Raw genomic sequence first — 16,909 nt, 5'->3', positions numbered from 1 at the left:
GATTTGTATATAAAAAAGGCATGAAGCGTCAGCTCCATGCCTTTTTTAACCAATATAAATGCACAGCGCTTTTCAGCGCGCGGCCAGGCCTAAAAAACCATTCAATCAATCAGGACACAGGGTTTGCCGCGCCAATATGAAACTGTTTTGTAAAGACACAAATTCTTTGGCATAGCAAACCCTCCTTCCATTCCGTTTTCATCTTTTTTCCATCATATAAACAAAACCTTTTTTTGTCAATCACTACTTGAATAGGAAAAGGTTAATAGTTCTCGAATCCGGGTATTGTGCTGTAAGACGTTTTTGAAAGGGTGAGAATGATGTTTCATGCTGACCGTATCATCGTTGCGTTTGACGGAAGTGAAAATAGTAAGAAAGCGCTGCAGACAGCCATCGATCTTGCTAAAACCGTAAATGCCGCCATTACCGTCGCCCATTCACATGATATGAAGGACAATCAGACCGTCATCGACCCGCCGAGGCCCGCATCCGGGGCAAGCTATATTGGCGGAGGCATGGCAAGTGTTCCTGAGCCGCTTATTTCAGACGTTGCACCGCCAGAGCCCATGATCTATGAAGACCGTACAGAAGAAGTCATCGCCGAAGCCAGAATGATGCTGAATAATCAGCAGGCAGATGGAGATATCGATATATTAGAAGGCGATCCGGCTGAATCCATTATCGAGCATGCAAACCGCATGTCTGCCGATATGATCGTAACCGGAAGCAGAGACCAAAACAAGCTGAAAAAGCTATTATTCGGAAGTGTAAGCGAAAAGCTTTCAGCAAAATCGGATATACCCGTTCTGATCGTGAAGTGAGCATGCTCTGTGCTCACTTTTTTATATTCATAATTGTGAAAAAACATAGATTTTCATTTTTTTCTGTTATAATGCTTTCGTGCCCAAAAGCACAAAAGCGTTAAAGATACATATGGGGTGTTATTTTGGATTCTCAAAAAAAGCTGACGTTTCCGTTAGCCGTCAGTTTATTTATATTCATGTTAGGCATCATTATTTCTTGCTTATTCTTTCTTCATACAGAACCGCATATCCCGCTGTTTCTATGTGTTGTCATGCTTTCAGCAGCTGGTTTATGGTTCGGTTTTTCCTGGAAGAGCCTAGAAACAGGGATTGTAGAGGGGTTCAAAAACGGCGTACAGCCGATTATTGTTCTGGCCCTGATCGGGATCTTAATCGGAGCTTGGATGTACAGCGGCGCAATACCGTCCGTGACCGTTTACGCCCTGTCCTTTATTGAGCCAAGCCATCTTCTGTTGACAGCTCTGTTTTCATGCATGATCATCAGCACACTTGTCGGCTCAAGCCTGACAACTGTAAGCACGATCGGGGTAGCGCTGATCGGCGTGGCAAGCGCGGCCGGCGTTCCGCTTGAATGGACGGCAGGCGCAGTCATATGCGGCGCTTGTTTCGGCGATAAAATATCGCCGATGTCGGACACAACCAATTTTGCCGCAGGCATAGGTGAAATACCGATCTTTGAACACATTCGCCATATGATGGGCACGACTATTCCGGCCTTGCTCATCACCGTCGTTCTGTTTTACTTTCTCGGTTTATCCGTGTCAGCAGAGGCTGCTTCAACCGATGATATTCACCGTGTCATAACCGGAATCAAGGATGCGGCAAACGTGACACCGTGGGCCCTTCTTTCCCCGCTTTTAGTCGTTTTGCTTGCGATTAAGCGGGTGTCTGTGATCCCCGTTCTGACTGTCGGAATTATTTCCGCGGGAATATTGACTGCTATATTTGTACCCGACAGCAGCCTTCAGGCGTTTATGACCGCTTTACAAAATGGCACATCGTTCGAAACAGATAATGAGGCCGCCGCTAAAATTATCAACAGAGGCGGACTGCAATCTATGATGGGCTCAGTCTCTCTCATTATGATTGCTTTTGCACTCGGCGGATTAATGGAGAAAATCGGATTGATTTCTGCCCTATTGGAAGGCGTCATGAAGGGCATCCGCTCAAAAGGCCGCCTTATTGCGGCAACTGTCGGCTCAAGCATCGGTGTCAATCTGGCAACCGGTGAACAGTATTTATCGATATTAATACCGGGACAATCATTTAAATCCTTATACGACAAGCAAAATATCCAGCGGAAATTTCTGACCAGATCATTAGAGGACGGCGGGACATTAATTAATCCGTTGATCCCTTGGGGCGTCAGCGGCGCTTTTATGGCGAGCGCTCTCGGGGTTCCCGTCATTGACTATATCCCGTTTACTTTTTTCCTCTATATATCACCGATGATCTCCATTTTAATTGGATTTGTTAAAAAATAAAAAGAGTCCGCTTGCAAGCGGACTCTTTTTTATGCTTTATTATGAGATGCTTGCTGCCTGCTGAATGCTTTCTTGAAAAGCTGCCTGAAGCTGTTTTGTCACCGGCCCGGGTTTACCGCTTCCGACCGATTCTCCATCAAGGGTCACGACAGGAATAATTTCTGCCGTCGTTGACGAAATAAAGATCTCTTCCGCCTGTCTCAGTTCTTCCTCACTGACAGGCTTCTCTTCAAGCTTGATCCCATTCCTTTCAATCAGTCCTAAAATATTCATTCGTGTAATTCCATTGAGAATGAGCCGATTAGCCGGATGTGTTCGCACCGTTCCGTTGATAACAGCATAAACGTTAGAGGATGTACCTTCCGTCACAATGCCTTCTCTTAACAAGATAGCCTCAAACGCTCCCGCTTCAGAGGCTTTTTGCTTCGTCATGACATTATACAGTAAATTCAGACTTTTGATGTCGCATCTCAGCCAGCGAAGGTCTTCATCTGTAATAGCCGCCACGCCGAATGCCTGCTCCTGCTCCGGCTTTTTCACAGCAAACGTATAAGCAGTAGTCTGCGGCTCAAGCCCGGCTTCATACTGGTGTTTTCGCGGCGCCACACCCCGTGTTGTCTGAATGTACACCGCTCCCTCACCGACCGCATTCTCCTGTACAAGCTTTTGGAGGTCCCATTCAAGGTCTTCTATACTAAAGGGCAGTGACATTCCGATTTCAGCCGCACTTCTGAAAAAACGCTCCGCATGCTCGCGCAAACCGAACAATACCCCTTTGTACACTCTGATAACCTCATAGATACCGTCACCAAACTGATATCCGCGATCCTCCAAATCGATCGACGCTTCGCTGCGTTCGATCAGCTGGCCGTTGACTAAAACCTTCATAAAAACACTCCCTTTTTCGAGATGTCCCTGATGTTTTTCTGGCTGTCATTGTCACTTATTCTACCATATCGGACCGGAAGGAGATTATTTTTTCCTTAAAATCTGATATTTCGACAAGTTTTTTATGTTCTTTCCAGTTTTATTCCTGTATACTTGACTGGTAATACATATGTTGTAAACATATGGCATCTTCATAAACTGCCTGCTGTACAGCGATATGTAGAGATTTTATGCCAATGGAGAGATTGTTATGCGACAAACGAGAGGAGACGCGTCTCCTTCTGCAGTTTCGCTTGCTTTTAAATTTGCAAGTTTAGCAGTTTTATGTGTGCTGCTTTTGCTTATGGTGATTTTAGGTTATTCCAACAGCTCATCGAAAGCAAAAGAAGTCACGATCACAACAAACGGGCAGCTTCGAGACGAGAAGGAAAGCCTTAAGCTGAAAAACGACTCCCCCGATCTGCTGATGAAACATCTGCAGACAGAACGGAACATGGGAGATAAGACGGTTTACTTAACCTTCGATGACGGCCCGTCAGCCTACACAAACCGCCTGCTCGACGTACTGAAACGCGCTGATGTAAAAGCGACATTCTTCATGCTGTCACCGCGGATGAACGAATTCAAGCAAGCTTTGAAAAGGGCAGAAAAGGAAGGCCACGCTCTCGGCTTACACGGCGTCACTCACAATAACAAATTGTTCTATCAAACACCGACGTCCCCGTTAAAAGAAATGCAGGAGGCGCGTGACACGCTGCAAGACATTACAGGATATAAAACAGATCTTGTCAGAACGCCATACGGGAGCAAGCCGTCATTGACCCCCTCACAAATCCGCAATCTTGAAAAAGACGGTTTTGTATACTGGGATTGGACGATTGACAGCATGGACTGGAAATACCGGAATTCAAAATATGTGACGGCAGTATTACAGCAGCTCGAAAATATGGAACACAGCCATTCAAACCGGCCGTATGTGATTCTCATGCATGATCTACCCGCTACCGTAAACGCGCTGCCCGCATTAATCAATAAACTAAAAGAAAAGGGCTATTCCTTCGGAGTGTTAGAGGACACAATGGTTCCTGTTCATGAATAAAAAAGTGAGGCGCTTACGTGCGGCCTCACTTTTTTATTCCTAAGCTCCGGGCAAACTCCCCAATTTTTTGATGGATAACCAGATCAAACAAGCAGTCGCAATACGTCGGCTCAAGGTTAATGATGACTTTCTTCATGCCGGGAATGCGGCTTGCATCCTCAGGCACAAATCTGGCGGGAGCCACTTCCAGAGACGTGCCGATAACCAATAAAAGATCAGCTTGATCCAGCTTTTCATAAAGGGTGTCAAAGTGTAAGACGGCATCGCCAAAGAGAACAACATCGGTTTTTAATACCGTCCCGCAACGGTCACCATTTTTTCCGGACGCCGTACACTCCGGCACCTCCCGCTCCAGCAAATGCGGGAGGTCATATCGGGCGCCGCACGCCGGACAAGCTGCTGTTTGGATAGAGCCGTGCAGTTCGTACACATGTCTGCTCCCGGCTTTTTTATGAAGACCGTCAATGTTTTGCGTGAAAATATCGACCTGCTTTCCCTGTTTCTCCAGCTCAGCTAAAAGCAAGTGTCCTTCATTCGGTTCAAAGCTGCCGCTCATTTTCATTTGGAACAATTCTTTAAATTTGGGCCAGAACAGACGCGGATGGCTTAAAAAATAATCAAGGCTCATCGCTTCCATTCTTGAGGCATCCTCCGTCCAAATACCTCCGGCTGAACGAAAGTCCGGAATGCCTGATTCTGTGCTCATTCCCGCTCCAGTTAGCACGACAATTCGCTGCGCTTCATTTAGAATATCGCTGAATGATTCCAACTCAACACCGCCTTTTTTCTCTTATTTTACCACGAAAAAGACTCCGCCTCTGTTAGACGATAGTCCTTCCCTCTCAAACCCGCTCCTTTTCCTCTTTATTGAGATTGACTTGAAATGGGTCGTTTTCGTGCTTTTGCTTTACAACAACCATTTGGCCGGGATATGCAAACTGGACACCTTCTGCACCGAGAATGTCAATGATTTTATAGTTGATGTCCTCTCTAATATTGAGATTTTCAGCCCAAACTGTTGTTTTTGTATAGAAGTTGAAAAATAAATTGTAATAGCTGTCGGCAAACGTATCAAAGTTGACCATGATCGTTTCATTATCAACGCCCTCATGCTCCAAGAGCATGGTTCTGAGAGAATGAATGGATCGTTCAAGGTTCTCAATTGGCGTAGCGTAGGACACATGAATGGAAAACGTAATCTGGCGTTTGGTCATTCTTGTCCAGTTCGTGATCGCTTCCATCGACAGCGTAGAGTTCGGCACCGTTACAAGCGCCCCCTGCGCTGTCCTGAATCTCGTGCTTCTGAAGGTAATATCCTCGACTGAGCCGGTTACCGCCGACGTCTCCACCCAATCGCCGATGGTAAACGGCTTTTCAGTAATAATAATGATACCGCCGAAGAAGTTGCTGATGGTATCCTTCGCTGCAAGCGCAAAAGCCAGTCCGCCAAGGCCAAGACCCGCTACAAATCCGTTGACATCATAATTGAATTCCTGAGCGATCACACTGACACTGAGCGCAATGATCACAAAACGGAGCAATTTGGATAAAAACGGCGCCAGAATATCATCCATGTCCAGCTCAAAGCGCTGATTCACCTTATGGAAAATAAACGAAGACGTTGCGGTCAAATTACAGAGTCCCCAGCACAAAAGCGCTACAATCAGCGAGCGGTATATTTTGCTGATGAGAGGCATTTGCGCGTCTAAAAACGGTGAATACCGGATTGCTAAAAACAGTCCCAAGGCAACAAAAAACCATCTGGCCGGCTTGTCAAACGCTAAAACCACCTGTTTGAAAATTTCTGTTTTCGGCCGGTTTGTCAAATTAAAAAGCAACTGAAAGAAATATCTTGTAAACAGTTTTCTAAGTATAAGAAACACCAGCAAAATCGCCAAGCTGATGCCGATTTGTATAATTTTATCAAGCGTGAAATATTGCTGCAGATAATCTAGCATGACAGTCTCCCTTCTATCTAATCGAATGTAATACTAAAAGATTCGTTCAGGTGCTCTTCTAAATGTCTTTTGGCAGCACAAAACCCCGGCGTTTCGCCGGGGCCATTTTTCAATTCATTTATTCAGCCAGATTCAATAGGGACAGTCACTTACTTTTTTTCGTTTGTGTCTGATCAAGGAGAGTTGCTTTTTGCATTTCAGCATCCGTTTCGGCTTTAATTCTTTCCTCCACTCTGATTCTCCCTTTACCCATGATCTCGCCTCCTTTTTTGCTATTATAAAGGAACAGAATGTTTTGTGAACATGTCGAAAGACCTAATTTCTTGACGAAATATGTTCTGGTGCGCTGAGTGTCTTTTTTTAGTTATACGCATTCCCCAGTCCGTACGATTCCATGTGGCAGAAAAAATTCACCTGTTTGTATCGCGGCGCATATATGGATTTGATACAATAACAGAAATGCCCATACGAGGAGCTGACTGAGCTTGTACATCATTGCCCATCGCGGAGCATCCGGCTACGCTCCGGAAAATACGCTGGCCGCTTTTGAAATGGCGGCGAAAATGAATGCAGATATGATCGAACTGGATGTCCAGCTTACAAAAGACAGAAAGATTGTTGTGATACACGATGACAGGGTTGACCGAACAACAAACGGATCGGGCTTTGTTAAGGATTTTACATTGGAGGAATTACAGAAACTTGATGCCGGAAGCTGGTACGGCCCCGCTTTTCAGGGAGAGTGTATTCCAACCTTGGAAGCGGTGCTTAAGCGATACCACAAAAAAATCGGTTTTTTAATTGAATTAAAAGGCCATCCATCTCAAGTCGGAATTGAAGAAGAAGTGGGACAGCTGTTAGGGAAATTTTCTTTTTCTATCAACAATATTGTCCAATCCTTTCAGTTTCGCTCCGTCCAGAGGTTTCACGAGCTTTATCCATCGATTCCGACAGCCGTCATTACAAGGCCCAATTTTGGCATGCTGTCCAGAAATCAGCTGAAAGCCTGTCAATCTATCGCAAACTATGTCAATATCAAATACACTCGGCTCAACCGGCCGATGATCGCAGCCGCCCATAAAAACGGCTTAAAAGTTTTGGCATGGACTGTCAAGAATCAAAAGACAGCAGCAAAATTACAAGCTATGGGCGTGGACGGCATCGTAACAGACTACCCGGATTTCATCATAAAGGATGGCAAACATGAAAGGATATAGCGCGGTTTTTTTCGGAGGCGCGCTTGGCGCCTGTCTCCGATACGGATTAAACATATGGATACACACCGATCAGTTTCCGGCAGCAACCTGGCTGGAAAACGCGGCAGGCAGCCTTCTATTAGGGATTCTGACCGGATTTTTTATGATCAGGGCAAAAAAGCCTCTGCTTTCAGCTTTTTTAGGCACCGGCTTTTGCGGCGGCTTTACAACAATGTCCACATTTTCAAAAGAAACAATGATGCTTATGCAAGCACAATCCTCACTGGCTGTTTTATATATGACAGTCTCATTGATATCAGGAATCGGTCTTGCGCTGATTGGCGTTTTAGCGGGACAGCGCATAGCAGGCATCCAGCGAAGAAAGGAGCAGCCTGAATGATGACACTAGCGTGTATCTTCATAGCAGGCGGACTTGGCGCGATGCTGCGCTTCTGGCTTGGCAATGTCATAACAGCCAAAGCCAAAGGCCTCAGCCTGCCCATTGGGATATTAACAGTCAATATACTCGGAGCTCTCGGACTCGGGATATTTACAGGGCTGCACGTTACAAATGCTTCGGCCTCCCTCATCATCAGCACGGGATTTTTCGGCGCCTTTACGACCTTTTCCACCTTCAGCGTTGAAAGTGTTCAGCTCCTGCTGGACAAACACGTAATGAAATGCATCCTTTACATCGCCCTGACGCTTTGCGGGTCGCTTTTGGCGTTTTGGTGCGGCTGGACAATCGCAACGTAAAAAAACCTTGAGCTTATTTCTCGCTCAAGGTTGCGCTGTTCAGCATGACAGGCTCGGGCATCGGCAGCGTGTGGTGCGCCGTAATTCCTGCTGTACTGCCGTCTTCTTTTATATCGATTTGCTTGATTAGTCGGCCATCCATCTTCAGTACCGTTATCGCATATGAACCGATGCGAATCGATTCACCAGCTTCAATATCGATGTTTTCTTTCAATATCAGCCCGCCGATCGTGTCGACGTCTTCTTGAATCGACGCGCCGAGAAGGCTGTTGACCTGATCGATCCGAACCTTTCCATCCATCACATAATGGCGGTCGCCAAGCTTTTGGATCAACGGCTGTTCATCTTCATCAAATTCATCTCTGATCTCGCCGACAATTTCCTCAAGAATATCCTCTGTCGTCACAAGTCCAGAGGTTCCTCCGTATTCATCAGACAATATGGCCATATGAATGCGTTCGCGCTGCATTTTGATCAGCAAATCATGGACCGGGATGGTTTCCATCACTTCGATTACCGGCCGGACATACGGGTGGATCGTCATCTTCATTCGTTCCTCTTCTGTCATAAACAGCAAATCTGAAAACAGATGCTTCGTATTGACCAGACCGATGACACTGTCTTTGTCCCCGTCTGTGACAGGCCAGCGCGTGTATTTTTCCTTCAGCATGACTTCAAGCATCTCCGCCATCGTCATCTCTGTTGACACAGCGGCCATTTCCTTCCGCGGTATCATAATTTCTTTGGCGATTCGATTATCAAATTCAAAAATCTTATTCACATATTTATATTCAGACGGATTAATCTCTCCGTTTTTTAAACTCTCAGACATCAGCATTCTGAGTTCTTCCTCAGAATGGGACCCGCCATGTTCTGACGCAGGCTTCAAACCGAACATGCCGCATAAAAGCCGCGCCGATCCATTGAGGATCCAAATAAATGGAAACAGGAGCAAATAGAATAAACGCAAAGGACCAGCTATTAGCAAGGTCAGCTGTTCTGCCTTTTGAATCGCGACCGTTTTCGGGGCCAGCTCGCCTACAACAACGTGCAGGAACGTGATCAAGCCGTACGCGACCGCAAAAGAGACCGCATGAGAAACCGATTCCGGCAGGCCGAGCAGTTCAAACAAAGGATGCAGCAGCCGTTCAAATGCCGGTTCCCCCAGCACGCCAAGCCCGATTGATGTCAATGTAATGCCCAGCTGGGATGCAGATAAATATTCATCCAAATCTGTAATGACACGCTTTGCGAGTATCGCCCGTTTGTTTCCTTCTGTTATAAGCTGATCAATTCTCGATCTCCTTACTCTAACAATTGCAAACTCGCTTGCAACGAAAAAAGCGGTTAAAGCAATGAGCACGCCAATTAAAATCAGACTGTCAATATCGTCCATTTAACCTTATCCCCTCATCAAAGGATAAGGAGTCACCTCCTGATATCATCATTTTTCCTTAACATTGAGGTACGCGGTGTATTGTTGCCTAAGCTGAGGGCCCCATCATACCACCTCCAAGTCAAAGTTCGATTATAAATTGTATATTTTATTGTAACACAACTCATTCCAAAAATTGATTTTTGATTTTTAATTTTTAGACTTTTATCACGGAGCGAATGGATTGGAAAAGGAGAGGTGAATATAAAAAAAGAAAACAGCATTCTAGCCGTTTTCTTTTTCTTTGCTTTCCTAAGCAAAATCTTTATATAAGGATACGAAAATATCCCTTGAATTTTTAATCTGCTCGATCGGCACACTGAAGGATAAACGGAAATGCCCCTTCATTCCAAAACCGCTGCTCGGCACGATTAATAATTTGTATTTTTGGGCGGCGTGCACGCAAAAAGCGACTTCATCTTCTATTGGCGATTTCGGAAAAACGAAGAAGCCCCCCTTCGGCATTTCAAATTCAAAACCGGCTTCCTTTAAAATGCCGACCATTAAATTCCTGCGCTCTTTATAAGCGCTTGCGTCTACTCTTAAATCATTCATTCTTGCCACAGCCCGCTGCATCATGACAGGCGCATTCACAAATCCAAGCGTTCGATTACAATACACAAAAGCGTTGATTAAAAGGCCGGCATCCGGCATCTTGCCGTCCAACCCGATATACCCGATCCGCTCCCCGGCTATCCCGAGATCCTTACTGAATGAACTCGCCAAAATCACCCGATGATATGATTGAAACGGATTTGCCAATTCCTCATCATAGATTAATTGACTGTACGGTTCATCAAACAGCACATAAATCGTCTGACCGCTCTTCTCTTCTACTTCTTTTAATAAAGCCCCTAAATCATCGATATTTTTCTGGCTGAGAACAGTGCCTGTCGGGTTATGAGGTGTATTGAGGATCAGCCCTTTCGTGTTTGGAGTGATCGATTGCCTTACCGCTTCAATATCAATCTCGAACCGGGACGTCAACGGGCAGCTGACAGCCTTGCCCCCGTAGTTCTCAATATACAATTTATACTCGGCAAAATAAGGTGCGAGAATGATAACCTCTTCACCCGGGTTTATGATACTTTTTAACGCGACATTCAAGGCACCGCCAGCACCCACTGTCATGACGATGCGTTCCGCCGAGAACTCCGCTTCAAAACGGGTCGCCAGAAATTGCGCGACTTTTTCTCTCGCTGCAGGAAGTCCTTGGTTTTGTATGTATCCGTGATGACCTTTTTCAGCTTCCTCTATTAACGCTCTCTTAAAAGCTTCAGGCGGTTCCACAATCGGGTTGCCTAGTGAAAAATCAAACACCTGGTCATCTCCGAACTCTTTCTTTAGCCTTGCGCCTTCATCAAACAGCTTGCGGATCCATGATCCTTTATGTAAGTTTTCTTCAATTTCCCGCGCTAATCCTGCCAATGTCATCTGTCCCTTCCGCATATAAAATTTGAAAATTCTTTCTTTCTATGTTACTTGAATCAGTTTGCGAATTCCACACCTTCCAATTTTCGTATAAAAAACAATAAACTTGTGCAAGACACCGTTCATATATTAAACTATTCTCATAACTATAACGTGATGGTTGGGAGGGATTTAGATGGGGCTGAGACTTATCGCATCAGTGAACTAGCGGCACTTGCCGGAGTAACGAAACGGACAGTTGACTATTATACGAATCTCGGTCTGCTTACGCCGGCCAGATCCTGTTCGAATTACCGTTACTACGACAAATATGCACTCAAACGGCTTATATTTATTGTAGATTGCAAGAAGCAGCGATTGGCCCTGTCCGATATTAAAGATCGACTGGAGAACCAGTTTCCCTCTTCAGCTGAAAATCATGATGAAATTGGAAATCTGGCATTAGAAATTGACCATATGAATCAAAACATCTCCGGAATCTTGCATCGGTTTGAACGGCTTGAGCCCGAGGATCGTGACAAGCTGAAAAGCAAGCTCACACCTGAAAAGCTCGCCGTGCTCCAATCATTTATGCTGCTGTTAAGTTAAAACTATTTTATTTAACAGGAGGTGTTACCTTCATTCTCATTGCTAGAGTGAAGGTTCTAATTGGACATAGTGAATTTGATTTTAGTCGCTGTTTTAATCGCCCTGACGGCATTTTTCGTAGCATCTGAGTTTGCCATTATCAGAATCAGAGGCTCACGGATCGATCAGCTGATTGCGGAAGGAAATAAAGCAGCAATAGCCGTAAAAAAAGTGACCACGCATCTTGATGAATATTTATCTGCGTGCCAGCTCGGAATTACATTGACTTCCATCGGATTAGGGGTTTTAGGTGAATCAACGATTGAAAGGCTGCTTCACCCGCTTTTCGTACAATTGAACGTTCCAGGTTCCATTTCACATGTGATATCGTTTATTTTTGCGTATGCTATTATCACGTTCCTGCACGTCGTTGTCGGAGAACTTGCACCTAAGACATTCGCTATCCAAAAGGCGGAATCCGTGTCTATGCTGTTTGCGAAACCGCTGATTTGGTTTTACCGCATCATGTTCCCGTTCATCTGGCTTTTGAACAATTCCGCACGGTTATTGACAAAAGCATTTGGCCTGGAGAGCGTTTCAGAAAACGAACTCGCTCACTCTGAAGAAGAGCTGCGAATCATTCTTTCTGAAAGCTATAAAAGCGGTGAAATTAACCAGTCAGAGTTTAAATATGTGAATAAAATCTTTGAATTTGACGACAGGCTCGCGAAAGAAATTATGATTCCGCGGACCGAAATTGTCAGCCTTCCGCATGATATCAAAATTTCTGAAATGATGGAGATCATTCAGATTGAAAAATATACCCGCTACCCTGTGGAAGAGGGCGATAAGGATAATATTATCGGGGTTATTAATATTAAAGAAGTGCTGACCGCCTGCATCAGCGGCGAGGTATCAGTTGATTCCACGATTTCACAATTCGTCAACCCGATCATTCATGTCATTGAATCTGCGCCGATCCAAGATCTTCTTGTCAAAATGCAAAAAGACAGGGTCCACATGGCCATCCTGTCTGATGAATACGGCGGTACTGCCGGGCTTGTGACGGTTGAAGACATTATTGAAGAGATCGTTGGCGAAATTCGCGATGAGTTTGACATTGATGAAATTAACGAAATCCGCAAAATCGCTGAAGGCCATTATATTCTTGACGGAAAAGTGTTAATCGACCAAGTCAACGACCTGCTCGGCATTCACTTAGAGAACGAAGAAGTCGATACAATCGGCGGCTGGTTCCTTACCCAAAAATACGATGTGGAAAAAAACGATTCTATCATCGAAGAAGGCTGCGAATTCATCATTAACGAAATCGACGGCCACCATGTCGCTTATATTGAAGTGAAAAAACTTCAAGAAGAAGAACTTCTGGAAGCTGCTGAACAGCAGGAAGCATAATAAAAAAGCACCTTTTACAAGGTGCTTTTTTATTTTCTTTGAAGGAAACTTTGTACAGTACGTGCCTTATAGCTGTTCTAGTTTATCCTCTAATTCTTTAATCCGCTCATTCAAAGCCTCTGTCATGGCTGCAAGTCTTTCCTTAGACGGCAGGTGGGCAAAATCAGCCTGGTGAAGCGGCTCACCGATAATCAGCCTCATTTTTCCTTTTTTGAACAATTCCTTTCCGCTTGAAGGGCCCTGATATGCAGCAGGAACGAGCGGCGCTTTCCCCATTTGCGCAATCGTTACCGCGCCTCTTTTCAAAGGCACGTCCTCAGAGGTTCTTGTTCCGCTTGGGAAGATACCGACGATCTCGCCTTCTTTCAGCAGCTTAATCGGTGTTTTAATACTGCTTGGCCCGGGATTTTCCCGATCAACCGGAAAGGCATGAATTTTCTTCAGAAACGAACCGATCCATTTATTTTGAAAAAGCTCTTTTTTCGCCATGTAGTGTATTTGATAAGGAAGAATCCCGACTCCGAGTGTGATCACATCAACCCAGCCGGAGTGTGTACACGCGATGACAAAACCTGAATCGGCCGGAAGGTTTTCTTTGTTATACACCTTCACTCCTCCGCGAAGAGAAAGAAGAACTTTTAAAGCATTTGCACAAAACTTATACATATCGCACTTCCTTTGTCGTAATCAATGATTCTTTCTGTTATCTATTATAACAATATTTTTTATTACCTGGTACTAATTTTTAAGAATTCTCCAGTTAAAACGCCAAAAAGCTGAGGATTCGTCCTCAGCTTTGTTATATTTCCTCTCTGGTCGGCGGTGCCATAAACTCCGGCCCGACCGGGTCTGATATCGTATGTTCCAAGATGTTGTTGATGTCTCTTTGATCTTCGCTGCTCAGCGTCCAGCCTGTTATCTCAGATACAGCCTCAACCTGCTCAGGCTTTCTTGCCCCCCAAAGAGCAATATCCGCTCCCGGCTGATCTAAAATCCATCTGACGGCCAAGTGAATCACTGATTTTCCATATCGCGTCTTCGCCAGCTCATCCAATTGATTGACAGCAGAAAGGTACTCTTTAAAGCGGGGCTTCTGAAATTTCGGATCGTGATTTCTCAGGTCATCGCCCTCAAAAGTATAAGTTTCGGTCATTTTACCTGTTAACAGTCCTCTGCATAAACTGCCGTATAATAAAGTTGTGATCTGTTTATCTTTCGCATACGGAAGAACATTCTCTTCGATTTCTCTTTCAAACAGATTATATGGAGGCTGAATCGTATGAAGCGGTGCTGCCGCTCGAAATGTATCCATTTGCTCAACTGAAAAATTGCTGACGCCAATCGCCCGGATTTTTCCGGCGTCATATAATTCCTTCATAACTTCAGCTGTTTCTTCAATTGGCACAAGCGGGTCGGGCCAATGCACCTGATAAAGATCAATATAATCCGTTTGAAGCCTTTTCAACGAATCCTCAACTTCCTCTATGATCCTCGCTCTGTTCGCATGGCGGAAAAGCTGGTTGTTCTTCCAGTCAAGGGCCGTTTTCGTTGCGAGAATCACCCGATCTCTGTTGCCGTGCTCCTTGATCGCCTTCCCGACGATTTCTTCGGACTGTCCGAAGCCGTAAGCCGGCGCGGTGTCAATCAGTGTGATCCCTTGATCAAGAGCGGCGCGGATTGTTTTGATGGATGTTTTTTCGTCAGTGCCGCCCCACATGCTTCCGCCAATCGCCCATGTGCCGAGGCCTATTCTGGAGGCTTTGATTCCCGTATCTGCAATACTGGTATATTCCATTGTGCCACTCCTTCACTTTTTCACTATCTTTTCCCAGTTGAGAAAAATGTTAAACATTTCTCAACACTATCTTTTAAGGCTATTTTTGGGTACTATATAGAAATGGTGTTTGATTAGGTATAAAAAAGCCGTTTGTACGTAATGTGCAACTTTAAACCTTTCTTATGCGTGTATAACATAGAGGGGAGAAAAGGCAGTGACGATCGATGAAATTTACCAATTGTACATGAATGATGTTTACAGGTTCCTGCTCTCCATGACAAAAGACAAGCATCTTGCCGAAGACTTGCTGCAGGAAACCTTTATGCGGGCATACATACACATTCACTCCTATGATCACAGCAAAGTAAAGCCCTGGCTTTTTCAAGTGGCGCGAAACGCCTTCATTGATTACGTCAGAAAGCATAAGAAAGAAGTAACGATTTCCGATGACATAATCGGAAGCCTCTTTCAGAATGCTGTTCAAAGCCCTGCCCATCAGGTAGAGATAAAGGAAGTGCTGACTGGTTATATGTCCGAGCTCCCTGATAATTATCGGGAGGCCTTAACGCTATATTATTTAAAAGAGCTAAATTACAAAGAAGCATCCCATATTATGAATATTTCAGAGGCTAATTTTAAAAGTGTTTTATTTCGTGCCAGACAGCGGCTGAAAGCACTTTATAATAGAGGTGTTAATGATGAATGAAGAATTTAAAAAGCGTTTTGATCAATATAAAAACGGAGAAATGAGCGACCAGGAAATGACTGCATTTGAGGAAGAACTTGAAAAGCTTGAAGTGTATCAGGAACTGATTGACAGTGAGCTGGAGGACGATCACGATTGGGATGTCGGCATCAGTCCTGAAAAACAAAAAGCGATTTTAGCTTACGGCAAACGTAAGTCTTATTTGCGAATTTCGGTGCTTGCCGTCATTTCGACATTAATGATTTTGCCGTTTTGCACGCTGGGAAGCTACCTCTATTACGGAATGGGAGGAAAACACAGCACCGGCAATGAATTTATGGAAACCGCCGCAGTCACTGTAGCCCTGACCATGCCGAATGTTCTTGTTAATACATCCGAACTGAAAAGCCAAGTGAAGCTGTTTGGTATGAATACGGAATTCCCGCTGCAAAAGCAGATCGGCACGAAGACGGCTGCCGTAGGGAATGAACGGGTTGAAATGTTTTATAACAAAGTAAAAGCGCCATCCGTTAACTACTATGACTTAGAAGCACATAAAACCGGACATTACTTTATACACCCATCAAATGCATCAGAACAGACAACCGCAAAAGCAGAAAAAACATTAAAGTCATTGCCTGAAGGAACGGTATCCGAGGTTTACCTTTCATATGACCGCGCATACCCGACGAAAGAAGTGTATAACAAGTTTAAAGGCTATGATGTCAGCTTTTTGTGGAATGCAATCGAAACAGAGAAAAACACAAATGAGCCAGCCTACACAGAACCACTTGGCTACCCTGGCAAGGATTCAAAATTCTTGGCTGCGCTTAATTCAAAAGGCAAGTCAAATGGCGATCAGTTTATCAACGCCTTGACATTCATATCCAAGCACGAAAAATGGGCGCAGGTCATTTCAAAACGAAAAGACCTGCATGTTGATAAGCGATTGGATTATGTAGAGAAAAACGGTGTTAATGTATATGGTTCGGTCGTTACAGGACCAACCAAGGAAATCCAGCGCATGCTGAAAAACAAATCTGTAAAATCAGCAAGTGTCGGCGAGGTGGAATTATGGAACTGGTAAGAATTTTTAAAGAACACAATGTATTCGGCTGGATCTCTGTCGGGACAGCGGTTCTGTCCCTGCTCTTGCTGAATTTGGCGATTATCAGCAACGTCACATTTTATTCCTATCAAATGCTTCCGTTCGCCATGGCTGCTGTTCCGTTTGGCGTTATTGAACTCTTCATCAAGAGAGGACGCACAGGTCCCGGCCTGCTTGGCGTCATACTGAATCTCTTTGTGATTATTTGTGTGTATACCATTGTATCTGTTGATACCAATTTACAGTTTGGCTTTTAAAAAAGACGCCTGAAAAGGCGTCTTTTTT

19 protein-coding genes are annotated in these 16,909 nt (G+C 44.6%); 11 read left to right on the top strand and 8 right to left on the bottom strand.

Annotation, left to right across the window (positions count from 1 at the left end; translation table 11 throughout):
* Positions 1 to 320 precede the first annotated feature (320 nt).
* Positions 321 to 821: a universal stress protein gene (locus V756_RS0100195; RefSeq protein WP_024712859.1), complete on the top strand. Its 501-nt coding sequence runs from the start codon at positions 321 to 323 to the stop codon at positions 819 to 821.
* Positions 822 to 946: 125 nt separating this feature from the next.
* Positions 947 to 2,308 carry a Na+/H+ antiporter NhaC gene (gene nhaC, locus V756_RS0100190; RefSeq protein ID WP_024712858.1) on the top strand — a complete coding sequence of 454 codons (1,362 nt, stop codon included), beginning with the start codon at positions 947 to 949 and terminating at the stop codon, positions 2,306 to 2,308.
* A gap of 39 nt (positions 2,309 to 2,347) precedes the next feature.
* Here nhaC and dat read toward each other — a convergent pair whose 3' ends face one another.
* Complete coding sequence (dat, locus tag V756_RS0100185; protein WP_024712857.1) at positions 2,348 to 3,196, bottom strand: D-amino-acid transaminase; 849 nt, start codon at positions 3,194 to 3,196, stop codon at positions 2,348 to 2,350.
* Positions 3,197 to 3,446: 250 nt separating this feature from the next.
* Here dat and V756_RS0100180 point away from each other — a divergent pair, with 250 nt between their 5' ends.
* Positions 3,447 to 4,295, top strand: a complete 849-nt coding sequence (locus V756_RS0100180) for a polysaccharide deacetylase family protein (RefSeq protein WP_024712856.1) — start codon at positions 3,447 to 3,449, stop codon at positions 4,293 to 4,295.
* A 25-nt stretch (positions 4,296 to 4,320) separates the two neighbouring features.
* Here the strand turns inward: V756_RS0100180 and srtN are convergent, their stop codons facing one another.
* From srtN to V756_RS01000000121615, 3 genes are all read right to left on the bottom strand, one after another.
* Positions 4,321 to 5,064 (bottom strand): sirtuin NAD-dependent deacetylase, encoded by a 744-nt coding sequence (srtN, locus tag V756_RS0100175; protein ID WP_024712855.1) that lies wholly within the window; start codon positions 5,062 to 5,064, stop codon positions 4,321 to 4,323.
* 73 nt (positions 5,065 to 5,137) lie between these two features.
* Entirely contained in the window at positions 5,138 to 6,253 is a 1,116-nt protein-coding gene (mscY, locus tag V756_RS0100170; protein ID WP_024712854.1) for a small-conductance mechanosensitive channel protein MscY, read from the bottom strand.
* A 145-nt stretch (positions 6,254 to 6,398) separates the two neighbouring features.
* Positions 6,399 to 6,506 (bottom strand): YhdX family protein, encoded by a 108-nt coding sequence (locus V756_RS01000000121615; RefSeq protein ID WP_003224203.1) that lies wholly within the window; start codon positions 6,504 to 6,506, stop codon positions 6,399 to 6,401.
* A 232-nt stretch (positions 6,507 to 6,738) separates the two neighbouring features.
* Between V756_RS01000000121615 and V756_RS0100160 the strand changes: the two genes are divergently transcribed.
* The 3 genes from V756_RS0100160 to crcB are packed head-to-tail and all read left to right on the top strand — an operon-like array spanning position 6,739 to position 8,205.
* Positions 6,739 to 7,470, top strand: coding sequence for a glycerophosphodiester phosphodiesterase (locus tag V756_RS0100160; protein WP_024712853.1), 732 nt, complete (start codon positions 6,739 to 6,741; stop codon positions 7,468 to 7,470).
* Positions 7,457 to 7,849: a fluoride efflux transporter FluC gene (locus tag V756_RS0100155; RefSeq protein WP_024712852.1), complete on the top strand. Its 393-nt coding sequence runs from the start codon at positions 7,457 to 7,459 to the stop codon at positions 7,847 to 7,849. The genes V756_RS0100160 and V756_RS0100155 overlap by 14 nt, the downstream gene beginning before the upstream one ends.
* On the top strand, positions 7,849 to 8,205 hold the full coding sequence (gene crcB / locus V756_RS0100150; protein WP_024712851.1) for a fluoride efflux transporter CrcB: 357 nt from the start codon (positions 7,849 to 7,851) through the stop codon (positions 8,203 to 8,205). Before V756_RS0100155 ends, crcB begins: the two co-directional genes overlap by 1 nt.
* Before the next feature lie 13 nt (positions 8,206 to 8,218).
* Here crcB and V756_RS0100145 read toward each other — a convergent pair whose 3' ends face one another.
* Positions 8,219 to 9,601 carry a hemolysin family protein gene (locus V756_RS0100145; RefSeq protein ID WP_024712850.1) on the bottom strand — a complete coding sequence of 461 codons (1,383 nt, stop codon included), beginning with the start codon at positions 9,599 to 9,601 and terminating at the stop codon, positions 8,219 to 8,221.
* 291 nt (positions 9,602 to 9,892) lie between these two features.
* Positions 9,893 to 11,074, bottom strand: a complete 1,182-nt coding sequence (locus tag V756_RS0100140; protein WP_024712849.1) for a pyridoxal phosphate-dependent aminotransferase — start codon at positions 11,072 to 11,074, stop codon at positions 9,893 to 9,895.
* A gap of 153 nt (positions 11,075 to 11,227) precedes the next feature.
* On the opposite strand from V756_RS0100140, the gene cueR reads away from it, so the two are divergent.
* Both cueR and V756_RS0100130 read left to right on the top strand, forming a co-directional pair.
* On the top strand, positions 11,228 to 11,659 hold the full coding sequence (gene cueR / locus V756_RS01000000121610; RefSeq protein WP_032681536.1) for a Cu(I)-responsive transcriptional regulator: 432 nt from the start codon (positions 11,228 to 11,230) through the stop codon (positions 11,657 to 11,659).
* 60 nt (positions 11,660 to 11,719) lie between these two features.
* The gene (locus V756_RS0100130) at positions 11,720 to 13,054 is read left to right on the top strand and encodes a hemolysin family protein (protein WP_024712847.1); all 1,335 of its coding nucleotides are present in this window, start codon (positions 11,720 to 11,722) and stop codon (positions 13,052 to 13,054) included.
* A gap of 66 nt (positions 13,055 to 13,120) precedes the next feature.
* Here V756_RS0100130 and V756_RS0100125 read toward each other — a convergent pair whose 3' ends face one another.
* Together V756_RS0100125 and V756_RS0100120 are read right to left on the bottom strand one after the other, a co-directional pair.
* The gene (locus V756_RS0100125) at positions 13,121 to 13,720 is read right to left on the bottom strand and encodes a 1-acyl-sn-glycerol-3-phosphate acyltransferase (protein WP_024712846.1); all 600 of its coding nucleotides are present in this window, start codon (positions 13,718 to 13,720) and stop codon (positions 13,121 to 13,123) included.
* A gap of 133 nt (positions 13,721 to 13,853) precedes the next feature.
* On the bottom strand, positions 13,854 to 14,849 hold the full coding sequence (locus V756_RS0100120) for an aldo/keto reductase (protein WP_024712845.1): 996 nt from the start codon (positions 14,847 to 14,849) through the stop codon (positions 13,854 to 13,856).
* Positions 14,850 to 15,045: 196 nt separating this feature from the next.
* On the opposite strand from V756_RS0100120, the gene sigM reads away from it, so the two are divergent.
* The 3 genes from sigM to V756_RS0100105 are packed head-to-tail and all read left to right on the top strand — an operon-like array spanning position 15,046 to position 16,881.
* On the top strand, positions 15,046 to 15,537 hold the full coding sequence (gene sigM / locus V756_RS0100115; RefSeq protein WP_024712844.1) for an RNA polymerase sigma factor SigM: 492 nt from the start codon (positions 15,046 to 15,048) through the stop codon (positions 15,535 to 15,537).
* Positions 15,527 to 16,603, top strand: a complete 1,077-nt coding sequence (locus V756_RS0100110) for an anti-sigma factor (RefSeq protein WP_081719731.1) — start codon at positions 15,527 to 15,529, stop codon at positions 16,601 to 16,603. Before sigM ends, V756_RS0100110 begins: the two co-directional genes overlap by 11 nt.
* Positions 16,591 to 16,881, top strand: a complete 291-nt coding sequence (locus tag V756_RS0100105) for an anti-sigma-M factor (RefSeq protein ID WP_003224169.1) — start codon at positions 16,591 to 16,593, stop codon at positions 16,879 to 16,881. Before V756_RS0100110 ends, V756_RS0100105 begins: the two co-directional genes overlap by 13 nt.
* Positions 16,882 to 16,909 lie beyond the last annotated feature (28 nt).

Source organism: Bacillus tequilensis KCTC 13622 (assembly GCF_000507145.1).
Taxonomy (GTDB): Bacteria; Bacillota; Bacilli; order Bacillales; family Bacillaceae; genus Bacillus; species Bacillus tequilensis.
Note: the sequence above shows the minus strand (reverse complement) of the source record. Positions and strands in the feature narration are given on the sequence as shown.